The sequence below is a fragment of the Natrinema sp. LN54 genome (assembly GCF_052439245.1).
GTDB lineage: Archaea > Halobacteriota > Halobacteria > Halobacteriales > Natrialbaceae > Natrinema > Natrinema versiforme_A.
Map to the genome: position 1 here is coordinate 528,117 of NZ_JBQVRP010000001.1, position 18,158 is coordinate 546,274.

18 protein-coding genes, 1 tRNA gene and 1 pseudogene are annotated in these 18,158 nt (G+C 64.7%); 6 read left to right on the top strand and 14 right to left on the bottom strand.

All coding sequences use genetic code 11. The features are described 5' to 3' along the window. Positions 1 to 69: 69 nt before the first annotated feature. The 3 genes from ACT4ML_RS02670 to ACT4ML_RS02680 all read right to left on the bottom strand — a co-directional run bounded on the left by ACT4ML_RS02670 (position 70) and on the right by ACT4ML_RS02680 (position 2,272). A complete protein-coding gene (locus ACT4ML_RS02670; protein ID WP_444719471.1) occupies positions 70 to 1,701 on the bottom strand; it encodes a bifunctional N(6)-L-threonylcarbamoyladenine synthase/serine/threonine protein kinase in 1,632 nt (543 codons plus the stop codon). Between the two features lie 121 nt (positions 1,702 to 1,822). Continuing rightward, positions 1,823 to 1,957: a 30S ribosomal protein S27ae gene (locus ACT4ML_RS02675; RefSeq protein ID WP_138244004.1), complete on the bottom strand. Its 135-nt coding sequence runs from the start codon at positions 1,955 to 1,957 to the stop codon at positions 1,823 to 1,825. Further along, positions 1,958 to 2,272 carry a 30S ribosomal protein S24e gene (locus ACT4ML_RS02680; protein ID WP_444719472.1) on the bottom strand — a complete coding sequence of 105 codons (315 nt, stop codon included), beginning with the start codon at positions 2,270 to 2,272 and terminating at the stop codon, positions 1,958 to 1,960. Between the two features lie 166 nt (positions 2,273 to 2,438). Here ACT4ML_RS02680 and ACT4ML_RS02685 point away from each other — a divergent pair, with 166 nt between their 5' ends. Together ACT4ML_RS02685 and ACT4ML_RS02690 are read left to right on the top strand one after the other, a co-directional pair. Next, positions 2,439 to 3,656 carry an outer membrane protein assembly factor BamB family protein gene (locus ACT4ML_RS02685; RefSeq protein WP_444719473.1) on the top strand — a complete coding sequence of 406 codons (1,218 nt, stop codon included), beginning with the start codon at positions 2,439 to 2,441 and terminating at the stop codon, positions 3,654 to 3,656. Further along, the gene (locus tag ACT4ML_RS02690; protein WP_444719474.1) at positions 3,649 to 4,554 is read left to right on the top strand and encodes a hypothetical protein; all 906 of its coding nucleotides are present in this window, start codon (positions 3,649 to 3,651) and stop codon (positions 4,552 to 4,554) included. The genes ACT4ML_RS02685 and ACT4ML_RS02690 overlap by 8 nt, the downstream gene beginning before the upstream one ends. An 8-nt stretch (positions 4,555 to 4,562) precedes the next feature. Here ACT4ML_RS02690 and ACT4ML_RS02695 read toward each other — a convergent pair whose 3' ends face one another. Further along, complete coding sequence (locus ACT4ML_RS02695) at positions 4,563 to 5,582, bottom strand: WD40/YVTN/BNR-like repeat-containing protein (RefSeq protein ID WP_444719475.1); 1,020 nt, start codon at positions 5,580 to 5,582, stop codon at positions 4,563 to 4,565. Positions 5,583 to 5,841: 259 nt separating this feature from the next. Here ACT4ML_RS02695 and ACT4ML_RS02700 point away from each other — a divergent pair, with 259 nt between their 5' ends. Continuing rightward, a complete protein-coding gene (locus tag ACT4ML_RS02700; protein ID WP_444719476.1) occupies positions 5,842 to 7,326 on the top strand; it encodes an ATP-binding protein in 1,485 nt (494 codons plus the stop codon). Positions 7,327 to 7,467: 141 nt separating this feature from the next. Here ACT4ML_RS02700 and ACT4ML_RS02705 read toward each other — a convergent pair whose 3' ends face one another. Beyond that, a complete protein-coding gene (locus tag ACT4ML_RS02705) occupies positions 7,468 to 8,580 on the bottom strand; it encodes a lipid II:glycine glycyltransferase FemX (protein ID WP_444719477.1) in 1,113 nt (370 codons plus the stop codon). 395 nt (positions 8,581 to 8,975) lie between these two features. On the opposite strand from ACT4ML_RS02705, the gene ACT4ML_RS02710 reads away from it, so the two are divergent. The 3 genes and pseudogenes from ACT4ML_RS02710 to ACT4ML_RS02720 form a co-directional block, all read left to right on the top strand. Further along, positions 8,976 to 9,455: an Lrp/AsnC family transcriptional regulator gene (locus ACT4ML_RS02710; RefSeq protein ID WP_444719478.1), complete on the top strand. Its 480-nt coding sequence runs from the start codon at positions 8,976 to 8,978 to the stop codon at positions 9,453 to 9,455. Then, the gene (locus tag ACT4ML_RS02715) at positions 9,448 to 9,768 is read left to right on the top strand and encodes a HalOD1 output domain-containing protein (protein WP_444719479.1); all 321 of its coding nucleotides are present in this window, start codon (positions 9,448 to 9,450) and stop codon (positions 9,766 to 9,768) included. The genes ACT4ML_RS02710 and ACT4ML_RS02715 overlap by 8 nt, the downstream gene beginning before the upstream one ends. A gap of 122 nt (positions 9,769 to 9,890) precedes the next feature. Further along, positions 9,891 to 10,216 (top strand): annotated as a pseudogene (locus tag ACT4ML_RS02720) (hypothetical protein); the annotation flags it as partial. 12 nt (positions 10,217 to 10,228) lie between these two features. Here the strand turns inward: ACT4ML_RS02720 and ACT4ML_RS02725 are convergent. From ACT4ML_RS02725 to ACT4ML_RS02765, 9 genes are all read right to left on the bottom strand, one after another. After that, on the bottom strand, positions 10,229 to 11,311 hold the full coding sequence (locus ACT4ML_RS02725; protein WP_444719480.1) for a hypothetical protein: 1,083 nt from the start codon (positions 11,309 to 11,311) through the stop codon (positions 10,229 to 10,231). A 346-nt stretch (positions 11,312 to 11,657) separates the two neighbouring features. Further along, positions 11,658 to 11,729 (bottom strand) — tRNA-Ala (locus tag ACT4ML_RS02730). A 113-nt stretch (positions 11,730 to 11,842) separates the two neighbouring features. Then, positions 11,843 to 12,583, bottom strand: coding sequence for a rhomboid family intramembrane serine protease (locus tag ACT4ML_RS02735; RefSeq protein WP_444719481.1), 741 nt, complete (start codon positions 12,581 to 12,583; stop codon positions 11,843 to 11,845). A 259-nt stretch (positions 12,584 to 12,842) separates the two neighbouring features. Next, positions 12,843 to 13,151 carry a 30S ribosomal protein S10 gene (gene rpsJ, locus ACT4ML_RS02740; protein ID WP_004215311.1) on the bottom strand — a complete coding sequence of 103 codons (309 nt, stop codon included), beginning with the start codon at positions 13,149 to 13,151 and terminating at the stop codon, positions 12,843 to 12,845. Further along, positions 13,152 to 14,414 carry a translation elongation factor EF-1 subunit alpha gene (gene tuf / locus ACT4ML_RS02745; RefSeq protein WP_444719482.1) on the bottom strand — a complete coding sequence of 421 codons (1,263 nt, stop codon included), beginning with the start codon at positions 14,412 to 14,414 and terminating at the stop codon, positions 13,152 to 13,154. A 187-nt stretch (positions 14,415 to 14,601) separates the two neighbouring features. Beyond that, positions 14,602 to 15,549 carry a homoserine dehydrogenase gene (locus ACT4ML_RS02750; protein WP_444719483.1) on the bottom strand — a complete coding sequence of 316 codons (948 nt, stop codon included), beginning with the start codon at positions 15,547 to 15,549 and terminating at the stop codon, positions 14,602 to 14,604. Continuing rightward, a complete protein-coding gene (locus ACT4ML_RS02755) occupies positions 15,549 to 16,118 on the bottom strand; it encodes an amino acid-binding protein (RefSeq protein WP_444719484.1) in 570 nt (189 codons plus the stop codon). The genes ACT4ML_RS02750 and ACT4ML_RS02755 overlap by 1 nt, the downstream gene beginning before the upstream one ends. A 155-nt stretch (positions 16,119 to 16,273) precedes the next feature. After that, on the bottom strand, positions 16,274 to 16,639 hold the full coding sequence (locus ACT4ML_RS02760; protein ID WP_444719485.1) for a NifU family protein: 366 nt from the start codon (positions 16,637 to 16,639) through the stop codon (positions 16,274 to 16,276). A 60-nt stretch (positions 16,640 to 16,699) separates the two neighbouring features. Next, entirely contained in the window at positions 16,700 to 18,148 is a 1,449-nt protein-coding gene (locus tag ACT4ML_RS02765) for an LVIVD repeat-containing protein (RefSeq protein WP_444719486.1), read from the bottom strand. Positions 18,149 to 18,158: the final 10 nt, after the last annotated feature.

An 18,158-nucleotide genomic window follows, 5' to 3' on the forward strand; every position in this document is an offset into this window, starting at 1 on the left:
GAGTATTGTGTGCCGTGACGATCGGTGCGAGCGACTGACGGCGGCCGGGTGCAGCGATACCGAGCGGAACTAAGCCTGATATCGGCCGCGCCCTTCGACCTCGCGTAAACGCTCGAGCACCCGTTCCTCGCCGATTTCGCGATATCCCTCCCGGACCGCCTCGCGGAGCGGGGCGGGATCGTCGGCGGTGCCGACGAGGCTCTGATCGAAGACGTGCAGGTCCATCGCGTAGTCCTCGACGTGGTCGGTGTGGTAGCCGAGACCGAAGTCGATGAGATAGGTTCGGTCGTCGACCCGAACGTTCCGCGTCGTCGGATCGCCGTGGACGAAGCCGGCCCGATGGAGCCGCGCGAGGTGTCGCCCGACATCGCGGACGCCCGCAGGCGTCAGCCCCGCCCGGAGGTCCCGCTCGCCGACGTACTCGAGTTCGAGTCGCGACTCGCGGGGATCGACGTCCGAGAGCACCGGCGTGGGTACTCCCTCCCGGCGCGCGAGGCTCGTGAGTCGAGCCTCGAGCGTCGTCCGCTCCCTGCGGAGTCGGTCGTCGAGTTCGGGGTGGCGGTAGGTCTTCGCCTCGCGACGCTTGGTGACGCGGCCCGCATCGGGCTCGAGGGAGACGAGCGCTTCGGCGCCGCGGACCTGACTTTCGTCCGCAGCATCCTCGCCGCGGCCGGCCGCGAGTTCGGGTTCGTCGGTCCGCCAGCTAACGGGCACCTGGTCGGGTCGGAAATCGGGGTCGACCCGCGAGTCCTCGAGCGCGAGCGTGTCGCCCGCCGCGTACATCTTCGCACCCAGCACCGCGATCATGCCGGCGTTGTCCCGCAGGAATCGCGGCTCGGGCGCGTGGAACTCGGCCCCGCGCTGTTCGCACATTTCGGTGAGCATCTCGCGCAGGCGGGCGTTCTGTCCGACGCCGCCCCCGAGGACGAGTTCGTCGCTGCCGGTCAGCGACAGGGCGCGCTCCGAGACCTCCGTGAGCATGCCGAAGACGTTCTCCTGGAGGGAGTAGCAGATGTCCTCAACGGGCGTCCCATCGTCGTACGCTTGCTTCGCGGCGCTCATGATGCCCGAAAACGAGAAGTCCATCCCCTTGACGACGTAGGGGAGATCGACGTACTCCCCGTCCTCGGCGGCCGCCTCGACTTTCGGCCCGCCGGGGTGAGACCAGCCGACGTGGCGGGTGAACTTGTCGATCGCGTTGCCGACGCCGGTGTCCATCGTCTCCCCGAGCACGCGGTAGCGCCCGTTGCGGTAGGCCAGTAAGTGCGCGTTCGCGCCGCTGGCGTTGAGACAGACCGGCGAGTCGAAGCCCGAGGAGTGGCGGCCGATCTCGAGGTGGGCCACCATGTGATTGACGCCGATAAGCGGCACGTCGAGGGCTTGACTCAGTGCTCGAGCGGCCGTGCCGACGGTCCGCAGGCAGGGACCGAGCCCGGGGCCGCGCGAGAAGGCGACGGCATCGATCGGCGGCTCCGTCGCCGGTCCGTCGTAGGTTTCCCGGGCGTGCTCGAGTGCGCGCTCAACGACGCGCGGGATCGCGTCGTGCATGTGTTCGGCCGCCTCGCGGGGGTGGATGCCGCCGCTCTCGGGCTGGTAGGCGTCGCTCTCGATGAAGACGTCGTCGGTCTCGGCGTCGAAGACGGCTGCGCTGGCGGCCCACGCGGTGCCTTCGATCCCGAGGATACGTGCGGTGTTACTCACGGTTAGAACGAATCTGCGGTGGTGGATACATCGCGTTAGACCGGATGTATCGCCCGCGGCCGGGCCGACTCAGGGCCCGGTCGCGGTTCGGTACGACCCGCCGCGGGTCGCCACATCGCGCCTACTCCCACTCGGTGTAGCTGCACTTCCCGCAGTGTTTGCGGTCGCCGTGGTCGGCGAGGAAGGCGTCTCCACAGCGGGGGCACAGTTCGCCCTCGGTGCTGCCGTCGTCGCCGTAGAGTTCGTAGCGCGCCATTTAGGCTTCCTCCGGTTCTGCTTCGGCGTCGTCGTCCGCGCCGATCTTGTTTCGCTCGAGCATGTGGTCTTGCTCGACGTCGCGGGCGTAGTCGGCGGTGTCGTAGACTTTCGCCTGGCCGACGGTCTTGCGCATCCCGAACTTGGTGTCGAGCGTGCGGATGACGACCTCGTCGGCGTCCTTGTTCAGCTTCGCCGCGAGGCTGTCACGAACCTGCAGACGGGAGGGCGTGGCGTCCTCGTGGACGAGTTCGAAGGTCACGTCCGTTCGATGCAACATGGGGTTCTCCGTTTCGGAGATGATGTCGACGTCCATGATATCACTCAGTTACCCTATTATCCCCGGGTAGCGCCTAAAAGGATTTCGAAGCGCCCACCCGTTTGCCCGGTTGACGATCCGCCGGCGGTCGGCACCCGCCGTATTTGACTACGCGCTGAACTGAAAGTAAGAATTACATAACGGCACGGCGACCTCTCGACTGATGCCCTCCAGACGCCGACTCCTCGCGGGGTGTGGTCTGAGCCTCGCGGGACTGCTCGCCGGCGGGACCCTCCTCGCCGACCGCTCAGCCACAACTGATACCGACTGGCCGATGGCCCGCTACGACGCCGCCGGGACGGGATACAATCCCGACGCGTCGGGCCCGCGCGACGAGGTCCACGTCGCGTGGGACGAATCCCTCGAGAGCGTCAGCGGGTTCGAAGTCACGCCGCCGGTCCTCGTCGACGACACCCTCTACACCGTCGGCGACGAGTTCGTCGCGATCGATACCGAGCGCGGAGCCGCCCGCTTTTCGGTCGACGCGATCGACGCCTCGAGTCCGACCTACGTCCCGTCGTCGGTCTATCAGACCGGGACGCTGGCGGTCACCGCAAAAGACGGTGTCATCGGCCTGAGCGCCGGCGGCGGGGTCGAACTGTTCGGACTGCGATTCGGCGACGTGCGCTGGCGCGGCCCCGGTCAGGTCTCGGAGATCGATTTCCGAGACCGGTCCGAAACGCCATCGCCCGTGCGGGTCGGAGACACCGTATACACCGCGATACCGGATACCGCGGAGATCGTCGCCCTCGAGGCCGACAGCGGCCACGAGCGATGGCGACGGGGATTCGACCGAGACGACGACGAGGCCGGTGGCATCACCCACCGACCCGCGGTCCGGGACGGCATCGTCTTCGCCACCGGCCGGCCGGGCGAGGTGGCGGCGTTCGACGCCGAGAGCGGCACTAAACGGTGGGACCGAACGCTCGAGGACGCGACCGTTCGGCCGCCGACGGCGACCGAGGCCGGCGTCGTCGTCCCGACCAGAACGGGCATCCGACTGCTCGAGGCCGACAGCGGCGCGCGGCGATGGCGGAAGTCCCTCGAGGGAAACGCGACCCGCGGGGCCGCCGCGGTCGCCGAGGGACGGGTCTTCGTGGCCGACGACGGCGTCGACGGGGAATTGCACGCGCTCGACCTCGAGACCGGAAAGCCGGCGTGGTCGGTTTCGTACGGGCACGACGACACGCCGATCGTCGCCGACGGTGTCGTCTACGTGACCAACAGCAGCTACGAACTGGCCGCGTTCGACGCGGAAACGGGCGACCCGGGCTGTACCTACGGGGCGAAGTGGGCGATCTCCATGCCGGCAGTCGGCGACGGCACCCTCTACGTCGTCGACGGGGACCGCGTCCTCGCGCTGGAGGAACAGGATGACTGACGGGGAGGTCGAGGCGGCGACATCGACGGGGAACCGTTCGAACTCGGAATCGGTCGCCGGTTCGGACTCGGACGACCGTTCGCCGGTGAGGCCGACCGGAGAGGCGGTGTCCGCAGACGAGAACGGACAGCGGGACGCCGACGATGCCGGACCGTCCGTAACCCTTCCGCAGCCGGTAGCGCGTCTCCGGCGCGAGCCGACGCTCGCGCTGCCGTTCGCGATCGCGGGCGTTTTCCTCACCGTCCTCGACTGGCTCCGGCGCGCCGACCCGCTTCCGACGCTGGCGACCGGGGGCGGTGAATGGACGCGTCTCAGCATCGAGTACGCCGGCTATCCGACCGGAGTCCCCGAAACGGCGCGCTCGCTCGAGGCCTTCGTCGGTCTGCGGCCCCCGTATCTCGTCTGGGGGATCGGCCTCGAGATTCTCGCCTTCGCCGCCGTCGCGGTCGCCGGGATCGCGACCGTCGCGCGAGCCAGCGACGACATCGAGCGCTGGGACGAGGCGCTCTCCGGCCGACGGCTGCTCGCGTATTTCGGGTTGATCGTCTCGTTCGATGCGGTCGGGCGAGTCCTCGGCTCGTTCGACGGCGGGCTCCTGCTCGGAGCAGTGCTCGCCGTTCCCCTGTTCGCCGCGTTCGTTCGGGCCTTTGCCGCGCCCGCGTTCGTCGTCGCCGGTGCGGGCCCGCTGACCGCGCTCTCCCGGAGTTGGCGAGCGACCCGCGGGATCGGCTTGCGGGTGCTCGCGCTCGTGGGCTGTCTCGGCCTCGCGGCGTGGTTCCTCGGAAGCCTGCCGTCCGTCGGAACGGTGCTGAGCACGACCGTCGTCGGCGCGGCCCACGCCGTCTCGACCGTCACGGTGCGGGCGGAATCGGACGAGACAGCCGGTGTTTCCGACTGAGGTCAGACTCAGGGAAGCGCGACCAGTCCGCGCGGTGACTGCGCCTCGAGCCCCGCCGGCCAGTCGATCTCGATCGGCGTCCACGAGTCGCCGAAGTCCCGGGTTGCGAAGAGCCCGCGATTGTTTACCGCGTAGACGACGCCGGGCTCGCCCGTCGTCGCGAACACCGCTCTGACGACGCCGTCGCCGGTCGGCAAGCCCCGATCGTCGAGCCGCTCCCACGGGCCGTCGTCCTCGCGACGGTAGACGTACGACTCCGCTCTGCTCGCCGTGTGGGCCGTCGACGCGCCGCTCGCGCTCGAGACGAGCACGCGGTCCGGATCGCCGGGATCGGGGACGACGCTCCAGCAGTAGGTGTGTGCGAGCCCGTCCTCTGGCCGCCGCCACGACCGCCCGCCGTCGTCGCTCTCGGCGTAGCCGTCGCCGGCCGCGGCGTAGAGTCGCCCCTCCCGATCCGGGTGCGTCGCCAGACTGTGGTTGTCCCGGCGCGATCCCGGGGGCCGCTCGCGCCACGTCTCGCCGCCGTCGGGCGTGTAGACGAACGCGCCCGCTTCGATTCCGACCGCCAGTCGCTCGGGGTCGAACGGGTCCACCTCGAGCCAGCGAACGTGGTGGGTGTGCGGGCGCGGCGGGAAGTACCACTCGTCCGCGGAGGGGAGGGCCGCGAGCCCCTCGAGGTGCGTCCACGAATCGCCGCCGTCGCGCGACCGGAAGATACGGCTGGGTTCGGTGCCCGCGTAGACGACCCGCGGATCGTGCGAGCTGACCGTCACCGACATCACGGCGTCGCTCTCGAGGGCATCGGAGTCGATCTCGAGTCGCTCGAACGTCTCGCCGCCGTCGGCGCTTCGGAACAGGCCGTTTTCGAACGTGCCGACGACGTAGCGGTCCTGCGCGTCGGGATCCGCCGCGACGCACTCGAGGTCGTGGCCCTCGAGTCGCGCCGTCGTCGTCCAGTCGCCGGCCGCGGGTCCGTCGCCCGTACAGACGAGCAGTCGGTCTCGGAGTGCGACGAGTACCGTCGTCATACGGGACCGAACGGGGGCGAGCCGGATATACCGTCGCACGGGCCTTCGATCAGAACTGTCGATCGGAGCCCCCGTCGCCCTGCCGTCCGGCGATCGATTAGCCGTCCGTTCGCACTCGCATCAGAGGAGTCGTGAGTCTCGACTCGCCGGTCGTGTCAACCGCCGTGCCAATTCATTAATGAGAGCAGTAGACAGATCCCCTACTAGTTCGATGGGGGCTCTCACTCGCCGTACGGTCGGCCGTGTTCGAGCGCACATAGTGTCGCTGGTCGGTCTCGGCCTGCTCGGCATCGTCGTAGCCTACGCGCTGGCGTTCGGCGGCCCCCCGCTGTTGCTGGCACTCGAGATGGTCGTCCCGACGGCAATCGGCGTCGCGCTCGTCGGATACGGCCTGCGGACCGACGCTGCGGACGACCCCGACCGGGCGGTGATCGTCACCATCGGCTCGTGTATCTGCGGGGCGTTGGTCGCGCTCTTCTGTCTCTGTAGTATCGCTCTCCTCTCGGTCCGAATGGGATTTTCCGGCGGGTTCGCCCAGCCGGTCATCAACGCCTCGAGCACCGGTCTCGCTTTCGGGGCCGCCATCGGGCACGTCTACGCCGAGTTCTCACAGCAGTACCGCGAGAACGAGCGGCTCTCGCGGGCCGTCGACGCCTCGATGGACGGTATCGCGGTCGTCGTCGACGACCGCCACGTCTACGCCAACGAGGCGTATGCCGCGCTCTACGGACTGGGGGATGGGGCCGACCTCGAAGGCCAGCAGTGGTGTACGCTGTACACGAACGACTCCCAACGCCGAATCGAGCGGGAGGTCGTCCCGGCGCTGTCCGACCGAAACTACTGGCGCGGCACCCTGACCGGCACGCGAACGGACGGGACGACGTACCCACAGGACGTGACGGTGAGTAGCCTCGAGGACGGCTACGTCGTCGTCGCCCGCGACGTCACCAACCAGCGCGACCGCGAGCAGCGCATTCAAGTCCTCAACCGAGTGCTCCGGCACAACCTCCGGAACGCGTTCACCGTCATCCGGGGCCACGCCAACATGATCGGCGAACGGGACCCCGAACTCGAGGCCCGGCACGTGCAGCCGATCCGCGCGGAGATCGACGACCTGCTCGCGACGGCCGATAAGGCCCGCGGCGTCGAGCGGACGCTCGATCAACACGGCAACGCCGAGCGGATCGCCGCCGCCGAGGCGGTCCGGCGGGTCACGGACCGGGCGCTGTCGGTCTATCCGAACGCCGACATCGTGTCGCGAGTGGAAGACGGCGGAGCGGAGTCCGCGACGCCCACCGTCGATGACACGGTGATCGATGCCTTGAACGAACTCGTCGACAACGCGGTCGAACACAACACCGCGACGCGGTCGCGGGAACCCGTCGCGACCGACGGCGACGGCAACGGCCACGCCGATGTGTCCGCCCGGTCCGGCGGGCGTCCGAGCATCGAAATCGCCGTCTCCACTGTCGAGTCCGACTCTCGCACCCGACTCGAGTTTACGATCACCGACGACGGACCGGGGATTCCGGAGACCGAACGCCGAGCGGTGCTCGCGGGCCACGAGACGGCACTGGACCACGGCTCCGGGCTCGGACTGTGGCTCGTCAACTGGATCGTCCGGACGACCGGCGGCGAGCTCTCCTTTAGCGACGTCCCCGAGGGCGGAACGACCGTTCGACTATCGTTTCCGGCTGTGGCCGACGCGGCGGGGATCGATACCGACGCAGTAAGCGGCCGCTGACGCCCGCCACACCGGATCGATCGCCGGGTCGCGTGACCGCCGATCCGTCGGCTCGCCTGTGCCGATGAGCCGCGAGCCGGCGACCGTTTGGACCAGGTCCTCGAACGGGTCCGAACGGCCGCTCGATCCCGGCGAGCCGAATCACGTGTAATACGGCCAGTACAACGCGCGGCCGGCCTTCACCAGCGGCCAGAGGGGGCTACACCCACGCTCCCAGACGAGGATCGGGACGGATCGCCCGCCGAAGCCTTCCTTGAACCGGAAGACGCCGTCCTCGAAGTCCGTGTTCGTGCTGCCGAAGTCGTAGGTCTCGTACCCGTGGTCGATCCCCCACTGGAACACGTGATCGTAGAGAAGTTCCGACGCGTGATCGTCGAAGTACTCCCGGGGAACGGCGGCGAAGAAGCCGTGAATCGAATCGCGCTCGTCGTCGAGTACCTCGAGCATCCCGCCCGCGTACTCGCCGTCGATCCGAATCGTCAGCAAGAGGAGTCGATCGTCCATCGCTTGTAGCTGTTCGAAGAAGGAGAACGGATACACCTCCCCGCCGACGCGGTCCATGACGCGTTCGTAACTCCGGTAGAATCGCTGCATGGTCTCCCGCGTGATCTCCTCCTCGACGATCTCGTAATCGACGTCCTGACCGTGTTCGATCCCCCGCCGCCGGGTCCGGCTCATGTCCGCGAGGATCTCGTCGTGGCCCTTGGTGAGATCGAGCAGGAACCGACACTCCCGCCGGTACGGCTGATACCCCTGTGACTGAAGCGCGTCGTTGTACCGCAGATAGCTCATATCGAGCCCGCGGATCTGGTGGACGATCGTCTTCCCCCGACAGAGTTGCGGGACGGCCTTCGTCACGCGCTCGAGCGACTCCGTCGTGTCCGTCGGGAGCAGCGGGCCGCCAAATCCCGGATAGAGCGACGAGAGGCGGTTGAACGGGGTCTTCTCGATCTCCACCACGAAGTTCGGCATCCCGCCGATCGTGTTTCCGTCCTTGGTGACCTCGAGGTGTTTAGGCGTGTACCCCAGCCCCTGCTCGATCGCGTCGAGCCACTCGTAGCGGTGAAAGACGCTGCCCCGACTCGAGCGCTCGACGATGCCATTCCACTGTGTTTTCCCCACATCCCGGATGGAATCGACGACGTTCACCTCGAGATCTGACCCCTCAGTGACGGATCGCCCGTACCGATTCGAGAACAGCGACCCGAGTCGATGGAATCTCGAGCGAGCGTTGCCGCCGGTCTTTTGTGCCATTGCTCGTTGCCAAGAGGGGTTCCCTATTTGGTAGTCCGTCCATTCCTCACCGGCCCCGTGACGGTAACGACTGCCAACCGGTTTCGGAGCGACGAAATTTCGGGGTAGGCGGCCGATAACCACCCGCTCGAGTCAGGGATTCGGGCTCCACCCCGCTGTCCACGGGACTCGCGGTCGCGGCCGTAGACACGGCTCCGGCGGGGGCCGTGGGCCGGGATGGAGTTCCGTCTCGCGTGGTGCCGATCCGTTCCGACGGATCGATCGCCGTTGCTTATTCCGCAACAATCGCGGCGAAAGGCCACATATTCCGCGGCCGAAGATGCGATATTTGTAGAAATACCGATTTGTAGTACGAAAAGGACAAGGGAACCGCAAACATTTGCGAATGCAAGCAAATGGATCTCGATGAAACGAACAAGGCCGTCCTCTATCTGCTCCAACGCGATGCACGGCGACTCACGACCAAGGAGATGGCCGAAAAAATCGGCGTCTCGCCGAGCACGGTGCGGAATCGAATCGAGCAACTCGAGGCGGAAGGCATCATCCGCGGCTACCATCCGATCGTCGACTATGACAAAGCGGGCCTCCAGTTGCACGTCCTCTTTATCTGTACCGCGCCGAATCCGGAACGCGAGCAGTTGGCGAAAGCGGCCCGCGAGGTGAGCGGCGTCGTCACGATCCAGGAAGTCCTCAACGGCCAGCAGAACATCCAGATCGAGGCCGTCGGCACCGAAACGGACGACATCGCACGGATCAGCGACGAGCTCTCCGATCTCGGGCTCGAGGTCATCAACTCGAAGATCCTCAAGAGCTTCCACAAGCAACCGTTCGATCACTTCGGCCAACAGATCGTCGCCGACGAGACGGATGAGTGACCGCGGCCCGATCGAATACGACATCGAGACGAATACCTATCGCGTGCAGTACGACTTCGCGTCGGTCGAACCCAGCGTCGCCGTGGTCGAGACGCTCGAGTCGATCACCGAGCGCGAGTCGGCGACGCTGCCCCCGCTCTACGAGGTCATCGATCCCGAGGGCCTCGATACCGTACTGGAACACGCACAGCGCACGCGCCACACTCAGCACCTGACGGTTTCCTTTCGCTATCACGAGTTCCTCGTTACTGTTTCTGGAGATGGCACGATCGAAGTCGCGGTTATTGACGACGAGGACTCGAGTGACGAGTAACGGTGTGGGGAACCGGTTTGTGAACGGGAGCAGAAACGGGGCTATTAGCATCTCAGTGCGGGGAACGTGGGTCGTAGCTCTCGAAATGTGCGAATCACTTCGGCACGATCTGCGAAAGGCAGATGGCCAAGAAGCGCCGGTTCGACCTCGAGCGGGCCAGCTGGCATGACGCAACCTTCCAGAACGGGACACCCGTCGAAATCAAATCAACAATACACGAACACCTCGATGGTCAACCGAGGAACTGGAAAGTCTCCGAGAGTAGCACGAGAAACTTCGCCGCCACGATGGCTGGTACTGTTTCGTCGTCTACAAGCCGCACGGACGCTCTGGTCTCACGATTCTTCAGGACAAGATGGTTCACTCAAGCAATCTGCCACTACTCCGGTGGCATGGAGGTGGCGATCACCGTGGGACTAAACAGGCAAAGATATCGATTAATGAGATTAAATGGATACAACTAATCTTGGAAAGGCAATGGATAATCCCTTCCCGTAATTTCTCCACCGCCACGTTTGATTAGTTCTTCCAATCTCTGAATGCGTCGGTTTAGACTTTCAATTTCGTCTCGATCACGGACTAACGTTTTTGAGGAATGCATCACATTATTCCTTAAATCAACTAGTCCTTTTGTTCCCTTTTTGAATTGATTTCTAGAACTATAGTTAAATTCCGATCGCAACTCATCAGACTTCCCAATAATCTTTTTCATCTCTCCGAAGTTCATATATTCTGAAGGGTGCATTTGTACATCATGGTACTGAGATTTTTTCCACCGACCCACGCTAACTGGATCCATCTGCTTCAATAACGTATCCTTCTCATGGACATTTGTTTTAATTACTCTCTGAAACATCATTTCAAGGGACGATATTAGTGAGTATAGCATATCTCGGACAGGACGTTTGTTTATATCTGCCAATGTTATTATTCTGATTGAAATGTCATTCTCCATTATTTCTCTAGCTGTTTCTCTATACTCAGGATATTCATTTAAGAGGCTCTTTGGCTGACCGAATATCTCTATATCATTGTCATCAATTGAGGGTGTTTTTGAAGTTCTTAGTTCTCCATTTTCAACTACGAAGAAAAAAGAATGCACGGCCATGAGTAAGAAATCATGCTTCGCTAATTGTTCAACTGCTATGGCAACTGGATGGTCTTCATGGATCCACTGTCCATCCTTCAACTCCTTTACTTCATCTTCTTCAATGTCTACATATTTCCCATCCGGTAGGAGCGGAATGTATGAGAAGTTTTGTTTGACATAGGAGTCGATATTATCAGAATAGGTTCCCTCATGCTCATAGTCACATTCTGATGAAATGGATATAGCGATATTCCGTCCGTGAATTACCTGAGGCCCACTACTATTATTCTCTGGCACTATCACAATTCCATATGTTGAAGATTTATGGTCTTTCCCATTGATTGTGGATGAGTCATACAAAGAGGGAAATTTTTTCTCGCACCCCGTGGGCGTTGTTTCTGCTCTGCTGTCGCGGAGCGATGCGAGGTATTTTGATGATGTGCTCTTAGCCACACTCCTAACGGGGAACCCGACGGCCCCCGTCGTGGTTCCCCGTCAGGCGTAGCCGGGGCTCATCCCCGGCCACCGCGCGGCGCGCACCGATCGGGACCGACTCGGGACTATTGCACGCTGAAAGCGACGGAAAAGGGGTTTAGAATAGCGTTGCCACTGGCCGACTGACCGCTACAGCCAGTGCCAAGCCGTGCTCGGCAGTCTCGAGTGATCTAAATCCAAATTCGAGTCACTCGCGGCGCAAACTGTGAGCGGAGGGAAATGGACTCGTCGGGATTGAGCAAACGCGAAGCGTTTGCGATGTTCGACGAGTCCACGACTGAACGAGCGAAGCGACGTGAAGAAGTGGACTCGTCGGGATTTGAACCCGAGGCCTCTTCCTTGCGAAGGAAGCGATCTACCACTGATCTACGAGCCCTCGCCCGTTTCTAACCTGGGTTTCTATTTGTAGCTTGTGTTTCGAGGACGGATCGTGACCGATCACCACGGGAACGCTGCACTCGAGCGCGCCCTTTGAGGCCCCGAAAGCGCTCAGCGCCGCGCGGCGTCCGACCGAGCGCTCGAGCCGGCCTGCAACACGCGAGCGCGGCCGGCACCCACTCCGACGAGGAACCCGGTGAAGTGGGCGATCAGGGCGACGCCGGGCGAGGCGGTGGCGAACGTGACCGCGATCGCGAGCCCGACGAAGACGAGGATCGACAGCCACTGCGGGACGGTGACGAACGAGGCCAGCCCCGTCGAGAGCCGGTTCGAGGCGACGAGATAGCCCAGCAGGGCGAAGACGGCACCGCTGGCACCGAGCACGCCGCCGGCCGGCACGGGCGGGAAGAACGGCAGCCACGCCACCCACATCGTGAGCACGTCCGGCAACGCCGCGAACGCGGCCGCGAGCATCGGAGAGAGGACGATCTGGACGATCCCGGCGATCGCACCGGTCACCAGGAAGAACAGGTGAAATCGCAGCCGCGTCGTCGCGCGGGCGACCGGCCAGCCGAAGACGACCAGCGCGAGGCCGTTCGAGACCAGGTGGCCGAGGCTGCCGTGGGCGTAGACGCTGGTCACGATCGTCCACGGATTGGTCGACAGCGGCGGCGCCAGTACGAACAGGCCGGCCATCAGCCCGAAACTGAGCAGCGCCGCCACCTGCTGGACGACGAAGACGATCACGAACAGGACCATCAGTTCGAAGATAGGCCCGCTCGAGTCGCCGGTGCCCGGCTCCGCGCTGGTCCCCGACCGCGTCCCGATTCCCGTCCGCGAACGATCCGCCATACCGACTACTCGGACGGCGCTCCCCAAAAGTCCCCGCGTCAATACGGGCGGCTATCTGTCGCGTACCGTGAGTGTCGATGGTGGGTCGGAGCGTCCGGCCTCGAAATCGCCGACGCGCCGAGGATTTCGGGACCGCTGAAGCACAGCGGTCTCGAGGCGGGTTCCGACGAACCCGGAGATGCCGGGACGCGTGCGTAACGAACGCACGGCTACGGGCGATACCCAAAAACGGCAAAATCGGAACCGCAAACCGCGATCGTCAGTCTTCGAGGACGATCTCGATCGAGACGTCGTTCGGCACCTGAATGCGCATGAGCTGTCGGAGTGCGCGTTCGTCGGCGTCCAGATCGATCAGGCGCTTGTGGACGCGCATCTCCCAGTGCTCCCACGTTGCAGTGCCCTCGCCGTCGGGCGACTTTCGGGTCGGCACTTCGAGGGTTTTCGTCGGCAGCGGGATCGGCCCGCTCAGGTTGACGCCGGTGTTGTTCGCAATCTCACGGACGTCGTCACAGATATCGTCGAGGTCGTCTGGACTCGTGCCCGCGAGTCGAACGCGTGCCTGCTGCATTTATTTCTCGTGGACTTCGAGGACCTTGCCGGCTGCGATGGTCTGACCCATGTCGCGGATGGCGAAGCTCCCGAGTTCTGGGATCTCGCTGGACGGCTCGATGCTGAGGGGCTTTTGCGGTCGGATGGTGACCACAGCAGCGTCACCCGACTGGATGAAGTCGGGGTTCTCCTCGGCGACCTCGCCGCTCGAGGGGTCCATCTTCTTGTCGATGGACTCGATCGTACAGGCGACCTGTGCGGTGTGGGCGTGGAAGACCGGCGTGTAACCGGCCGTGATCACGCTGGGGTGCTGCATGACGACGATCTGGGCCTGGAACGTCTCGGCGACGCTCGGTGGGTCGTCGGCGGGGCCACAGACGTCACCGCGTCGGATGTCGTCCTTGCCGATGCCGCGGACGTTGAATCCGACGTTGTCACCGGGCTCTGCTTTGGGCACCTCTTCGTGGTGCATCTCGATCGTCTTCACTTCGCCGCCCACGTCGCTGGGCTGGAAGGAGACGTTGTCGCCGGTGTTCAGGAGACCGGTCTCGATACGTCCGACGGGGACGGTACCGATACCGGAGATGGTGTACACGTCCTGGATCGGGAGTCGGAGCGGCGCGTCCGTCGGCGGCTCCGGCTCCGGCAGGTCGTTCAGGGCCTCGAGCAGGATTTCGCCGTCGTACCACGGCGTGTTGTCGGACTCCTCGGCGATGTTGTCGCCCTCGAAGGCCGAGATCGGGATGAACGAGGCGTCCTCGGTGTTGAACTGAACCTGCTTGAGCAGCTGGTTCACTTCCTCGACGACCTCGTCGTACGTCGACTCTTCGTAGTCGACGATGTCCATCTTGTTGATGCCGATGATGAGTTCGTCGATACCGAGGGTTCGAGCCAGGAAGACGTGCTCCTGGGTCTGGGGCGCGACACCGTCGTCAGCGGCGACGACGAGGACGGCGTTGTCCGCCTGGGATGCGCCCGTGATCATGTTCTTCACGAAGTCGCGGTGACCAGGACAGTCGACGATGGTGAAGTCGTACTCGTCGGTGGAGAACTCCTGGTGGGCGATGTCGATGGTGACACCACGCTCTCGCTCCTCGGCGAGGTTGTCCATGACGTAGGCGAACTCGAAGCCGCCCTTGCCCTTCTCTTCTGCTTCTTCGCGGTGCTGTTCGATGACGTGCTCGGGTACGCTCCCCGTCTCGTAGAGGAGTCGTCCCACGAGCGTACTCTTCCCGTGGTCAACGTGACCGATGATGGCCAGGTTCTGGTGTTGGTCGCTCATTGTTGTAGCTCACGCGCAGAGGCGCTTATATCGGTCTCTTTGGCTCGTTGCGGTTAAAACCATTTCGATAGCGTATTCGGTCTACCCCGCCGCCTTCTTGCGGTTTGGCTAGCCTTCACATACTTCGGAACGTTCCAGTACAACGGCGCGGTCGGAGAACGATGACGAAAGAAACGACGATCGCGGGTTACAGCGGCGGGAGTCGGCCGACGTCGGAAAGGACCGCCGTCGCCGTCTCCGGACCGCCGGCACCGCGGCCGCTCGAGTGCAGGGAGCCGGCGTTGCGGGTTTCGATCTGGACGATGTTTCGCGTGCCCGTGACTGCGAGGGCCCCGTTCTCGGGGACGAGCCGCGGGCCGACGCGGACGCCGTCGCGGGTCGCCTCGCCGATGAGCCGAATCGTGCGGCCGTCCTCGGCGGCGAGATCGAGCGCGCTGCCGGGAATGTCCTGAATGCCTTCGACGGTGGCGTCCTCGAGCGAGAACCCGCCGTCTCCCAGCACGTTCGCGAGGATGACGAACTTGAGCGCGGCGTCGGTCCCGTCGACGTCGAAGGTGGGATCGGCCTCGGCGACGCCCAGATCCTGGGCCTCCGCGAGGACGTGCTCGTAGTCCAGTCCCTCGGCGGCCATCCGGGTGAGGATGAAGTTCGCCGTGCCGTTGAGCACGCCCCGGACCGCGGTGACGGCCTGTGGCGTGCAGTCTTCGACCGTCGAGAGCACCGGAATCGCGCCGCCGACGGTCGCTTCGAACCGGATCGAGCCCGCGCTGTCGGCCTCGAGCGCGCGGAGTTCCTCGTAGCGTTCGGCGACCGGGCCCTTGTTCGCGAGGACGACGTGGCGGTCGGCCTCGAGTGCGCGTTTCACGTGCGAGAAGCCGGGTTCGGCGTCGCCCAGCGTCGTCGGCGTCGCCTCGACCAGCACGTCGTACTCCGTCTCGAAGACGTCCTCGGGGTCGCTGGAACCGAGCGCTTCGTCGCCGACCTTGCGCTCGAGGGCGTCGTCGACGGCGATTCCGTTCGGATCGACCGTCGCGGTAGTCGAGTCGGTGAGCGCGATGACCTCGTGATCGTATTCGGCGGCGAGATCGGCCACAGAGCGACCGACGTCACCGGCACCGAGGATTGCGAGTTTCATCAGGCGTCACCTCCGAGCAGGGGTTCGACGACGGTCAGGTCCTTGTCCGTCCCGATCGAGCGGATCGCCGCGAGCGCCTCCGACGACCGCCCGGAGTCGATCGCGAGTCGGGCGCGCGCACTCGAGATGCCGTCGGTTCCCTCGGGCGCGGCGAGCGAGAGATCGAGGACGACGGCGTCGGCTTCGTCCTCGATGCGGGAGAGCGTATTCGAGAGATCGGTTTCGACGAGGTGGCCGACCAGCACGACGTTGACTTCCTCGCCGTAGTGTTCCGCGCCGGCCTGAATCACGTTGACGCCGGCACCGCGGAGCCCCTCGACGACGTCGTCGAACCGATCGGGGGGACACTCCAGATCGACCTGGACGGGGATGTGGCCGCGCGGCGTGATGTTGCCGCGCTCGTGGTGGATACTCAACAGATTGCCGCCGTTGTCGGCGATCGGGGCGAGCGCGCGGAGCAACTCGCCGGGTTCGTCGACGAGCTCGAGCCTGACGGTATAGGCTCGGAGGCCGCCGTCGGTCTCGGCGTCGGGGTCGTCCTCGTCGCCGTCCGTTGGCGGGTTACCCATCATCGACACCTCCTTTCTGCGGGCGTCTACTCGTCGTCATGATATCTGATGTCCGTAACGGGCGCGTAAAAGGATATAGGACTTGCCAAAACTCTCCGACCCTGTCAACGAGGGCCACGCGGCGTGCAGCCGCGAACGGCGATTTCCCAGCGGACTCAGAGGTGGTCTTTGCCCGGGTTCGACGAGCCCCAGTCGCCGCGGCCGCCCTCGGTCCGGTCGACGCCCATGATGGTTTCGGGCTGGTCGGGGCCGCCGAGGCTGTCGCGCGCGTCGGGCACGCGGACGGTGACCTCGTCGATTTCGGGCCACGTGATGAGTTCGGCTTCGATGTTGCCCGTCGTCACGTCGCTGACCGAACAGCCCTTGCAGCCGCCGCCGAGTTCGATGATGACCTCGCCGGTCTCGGGGTCGGCCGCCCGCACCGCGCTGGTCCCGCCGTGCATCTGGATGATCGGCATCTCCCGGGCCATCCACTGCTCGACGCGTTCTTTCAGCGACGCCTCGTCCTCGGAGTCAGTCATGCCCCGTGCTAGGCACTCGAACGGTGTATAAGTTCGGTCACGCCGCCGAAATTCCACGGATTAATCCTGAACGTTTCCGCGCCGGCGCAGCCACTCGAGCCCTATCCCGCCGACGGCGAGGCCACCGAGGCCGGTAAAGCCGGGAATCGAGTCGTCGCCTCCGTCGGCTTCGCTTTCGTTGGCAGACCCACTCGTCTCGTTCGTCTCGGAACTGTCGGCGCCCCAGCTAGTGGGTTCCTGTAGCGACGGCGGATCGGCCTGTTCGCCCTCCTCGATCGGGAAGGTATAGAGCGCCCCCTCGAGCGACGTGTTCGAGATCGCCTCGGTACTGCTCGCGAGGAACGTTTCGCCGGGCTCGAGGACGCGGGCCGTCCAGAAGCCGGTCTCGGCGGGGTCGCGCCACCAGGCGAGTTGCTCGGGGTCGGCGGGATCGGAGACATCGTGGATCTTCACGCCAGCGCGATACCACGACGAGTAGAGCCGCCCGTCGCGCAGTTCGAAGTTGTGCGACGTCGTCCACGTGCCCCCGCTCTGTGACTCGTCGGTCGTCCGCGGGGGGTCGATCGATCCGCGGTGAACCGGCTCCGCGGGATCGCTCACGTCGTAGAGGTCGATCCCGCCCGGCCGATCGGGGGCCGGGCCGCCGGTCGCCCACGCCTCCCGCCCGACGGCCATGAGGTCGCCGGTCTCGTCGACCGCGGCGTAGTGATCGTTGCCCGGCAACCCGTAGGCGGCGTCCCGCCAGTCGTCGATCTCGCGTTGCTCCGCGAGCGTGGTCTCCGCGACGTGCGAGACGTATTCGGGCTCGGTCGGATCGCTCACGTCGACCAGATAGGTCCCCGCGTTCCAGTGGGCGAGGTAGGCCATCCCGTCTTGAACGTAGACATCGTGGAGGTAGCGGGCGAACATGTTGGTATCGCGCCATCCGGGTTCGCGATCCAGCAGCGACCACGTACCGACGTGGGTGATCTCGTCGCCGCCGACATCGTAGATGACGAGCGGATTCTCCCGTTGCGTGTTCGCCGCGACGAACAGCAGCTCGTCCTCGAGGTAGCAGTTGTGGATGTGGTAGCCGGTTTCGTACGCACCGACCGAGACGGGATCGGCGGGATCGCTCACGTCGTAGCAGCGAAATCCCTTGATTCCGGGACCCGGGTTGGCCGGGCCCGCGACGACCAGTCGGTCGCCGTCGACGGTCACGTCGAGGATTTGGGACAAGGTCTCTCCCTGTAGTTCGATATCGCGTTCCTCGGCGAGGATCGTCGGGTCGGCGGGATCGCTCATGTCGACGGTTACGAACCCGGTCGCGACGGCGACGGCGACCGTTTCGCCGTCGTCGGCGACGACGGCTTCCGCGGCACCAGAGACGGGGATTCGACCGAGCGGTTCGTACCCGCCTTCCTGCCGGACGACGGGACTCGATCGAGACGACGCGCCCGCTCCCGCGCTCGAGAGGGACAGGGCGAGGCCGGCGGCACCACTCGTCGCGAGAAACGCTCTCCGCTCCATACCCACAGCT

Bases quoted from the DNA above. Each gene is read 5' to 3' on its own strand.
- ACT4ML_RS02760 (WP_444719485.1), bottom strand. From the start codon at position 16,639: ATGACTGACTCCGAGGACGAGGCGTCGCTGAAAGAACGCGTCGAGCAG.
- rpsJ (WP_004215311.1), bottom strand. From the start codon at position 13,151: ATGCAGCAGGCACGCGTTCGACTCGCGGGCACGAGTCCAGACGACCTC.
- ACT4ML_RS02735 (WP_444719481.1), bottom strand. From the start codon at position 12,583: ATGGCGGATCGTTCGCGGACGGGAATCGGGACGCGGTCGGGGACCAGC.
- ACT4ML_RS02695 (WP_444719475.1), bottom strand. From the start codon at position 5,582: ATGACGACGGTACTCGTCGCACTCCGAGACCGACTGCTCGTCTGTACG.
- ACT4ML_RS02715 (WP_444719479.1), top strand. From the start codon at position 9,448: ATGAGTGACCGCGGCCCGATCGAATACGACATCGAGACGAATACCTAT.
- ACT4ML_RS02765 (WP_444719486.1), bottom strand. From the start codon at position 18,148: ATGGAGCGGAGAGCGTTTCTCGCGACGAGTGGTGCCGCCGGCCTCGCC.
- ACT4ML_RS02755 (WP_444719484.1), bottom strand. From the start codon at position 16,118: ATGGGTAACCCGCCAACGGACGGCGACGAGGACGACCCCGACGCCGAG.
- ACT4ML_RS02750 (WP_444719483.1), bottom strand. From the start codon at position 15,549: ATGAAACTCGCAATCCTCGGTGCCGGTGACGTCGGTCGCTCTGTGGCC.
- ACT4ML_RS02705 (WP_444719477.1), bottom strand. From the start codon at position 8,580: ATGGCACAAAAGACCGGCGGCAACGCTCGCTCGAGATTCCATCGACTC.
- ACT4ML_RS02690 (WP_444719474.1), top strand. From the start codon at position 3,649: ATGACTGACGGGGAGGTCGAGGCGGCGACATCGACGGGGAACCGTTCG.
- ACT4ML_RS02675 (WP_138244004.1), bottom strand. From the start codon at position 1,957: ATGGCGCGCTACGAACTCTACGGCGACGACGGCAGCACCGAGGGCGAA.
- ACT4ML_RS02710 (WP_444719478.1), top strand. From the start codon at position 8,976: ATGGATCTCGATGAAACGAACAAGGCCGTCCTCTATCTGCTCCAACGC.
- ACT4ML_RS02680 (WP_444719472.1), bottom strand. From the start codon at position 2,272: ATGGACGTCGACATCATCTCCGAAACGGAGAACCCCATGTTGCATCGA.
- ACT4ML_RS02685 (WP_444719473.1), top strand. From the start codon at position 2,439: ATGCCCTCCAGACGCCGACTCCTCGCGGGGTGTGGTCTGAGCCTCGCG.
- tuf (WP_444719482.1), bottom strand. From the start codon at position 14,414: ATGAGCGACCAACACCAGAACCTGGCCATCATCGGTCACGTTGACCAC.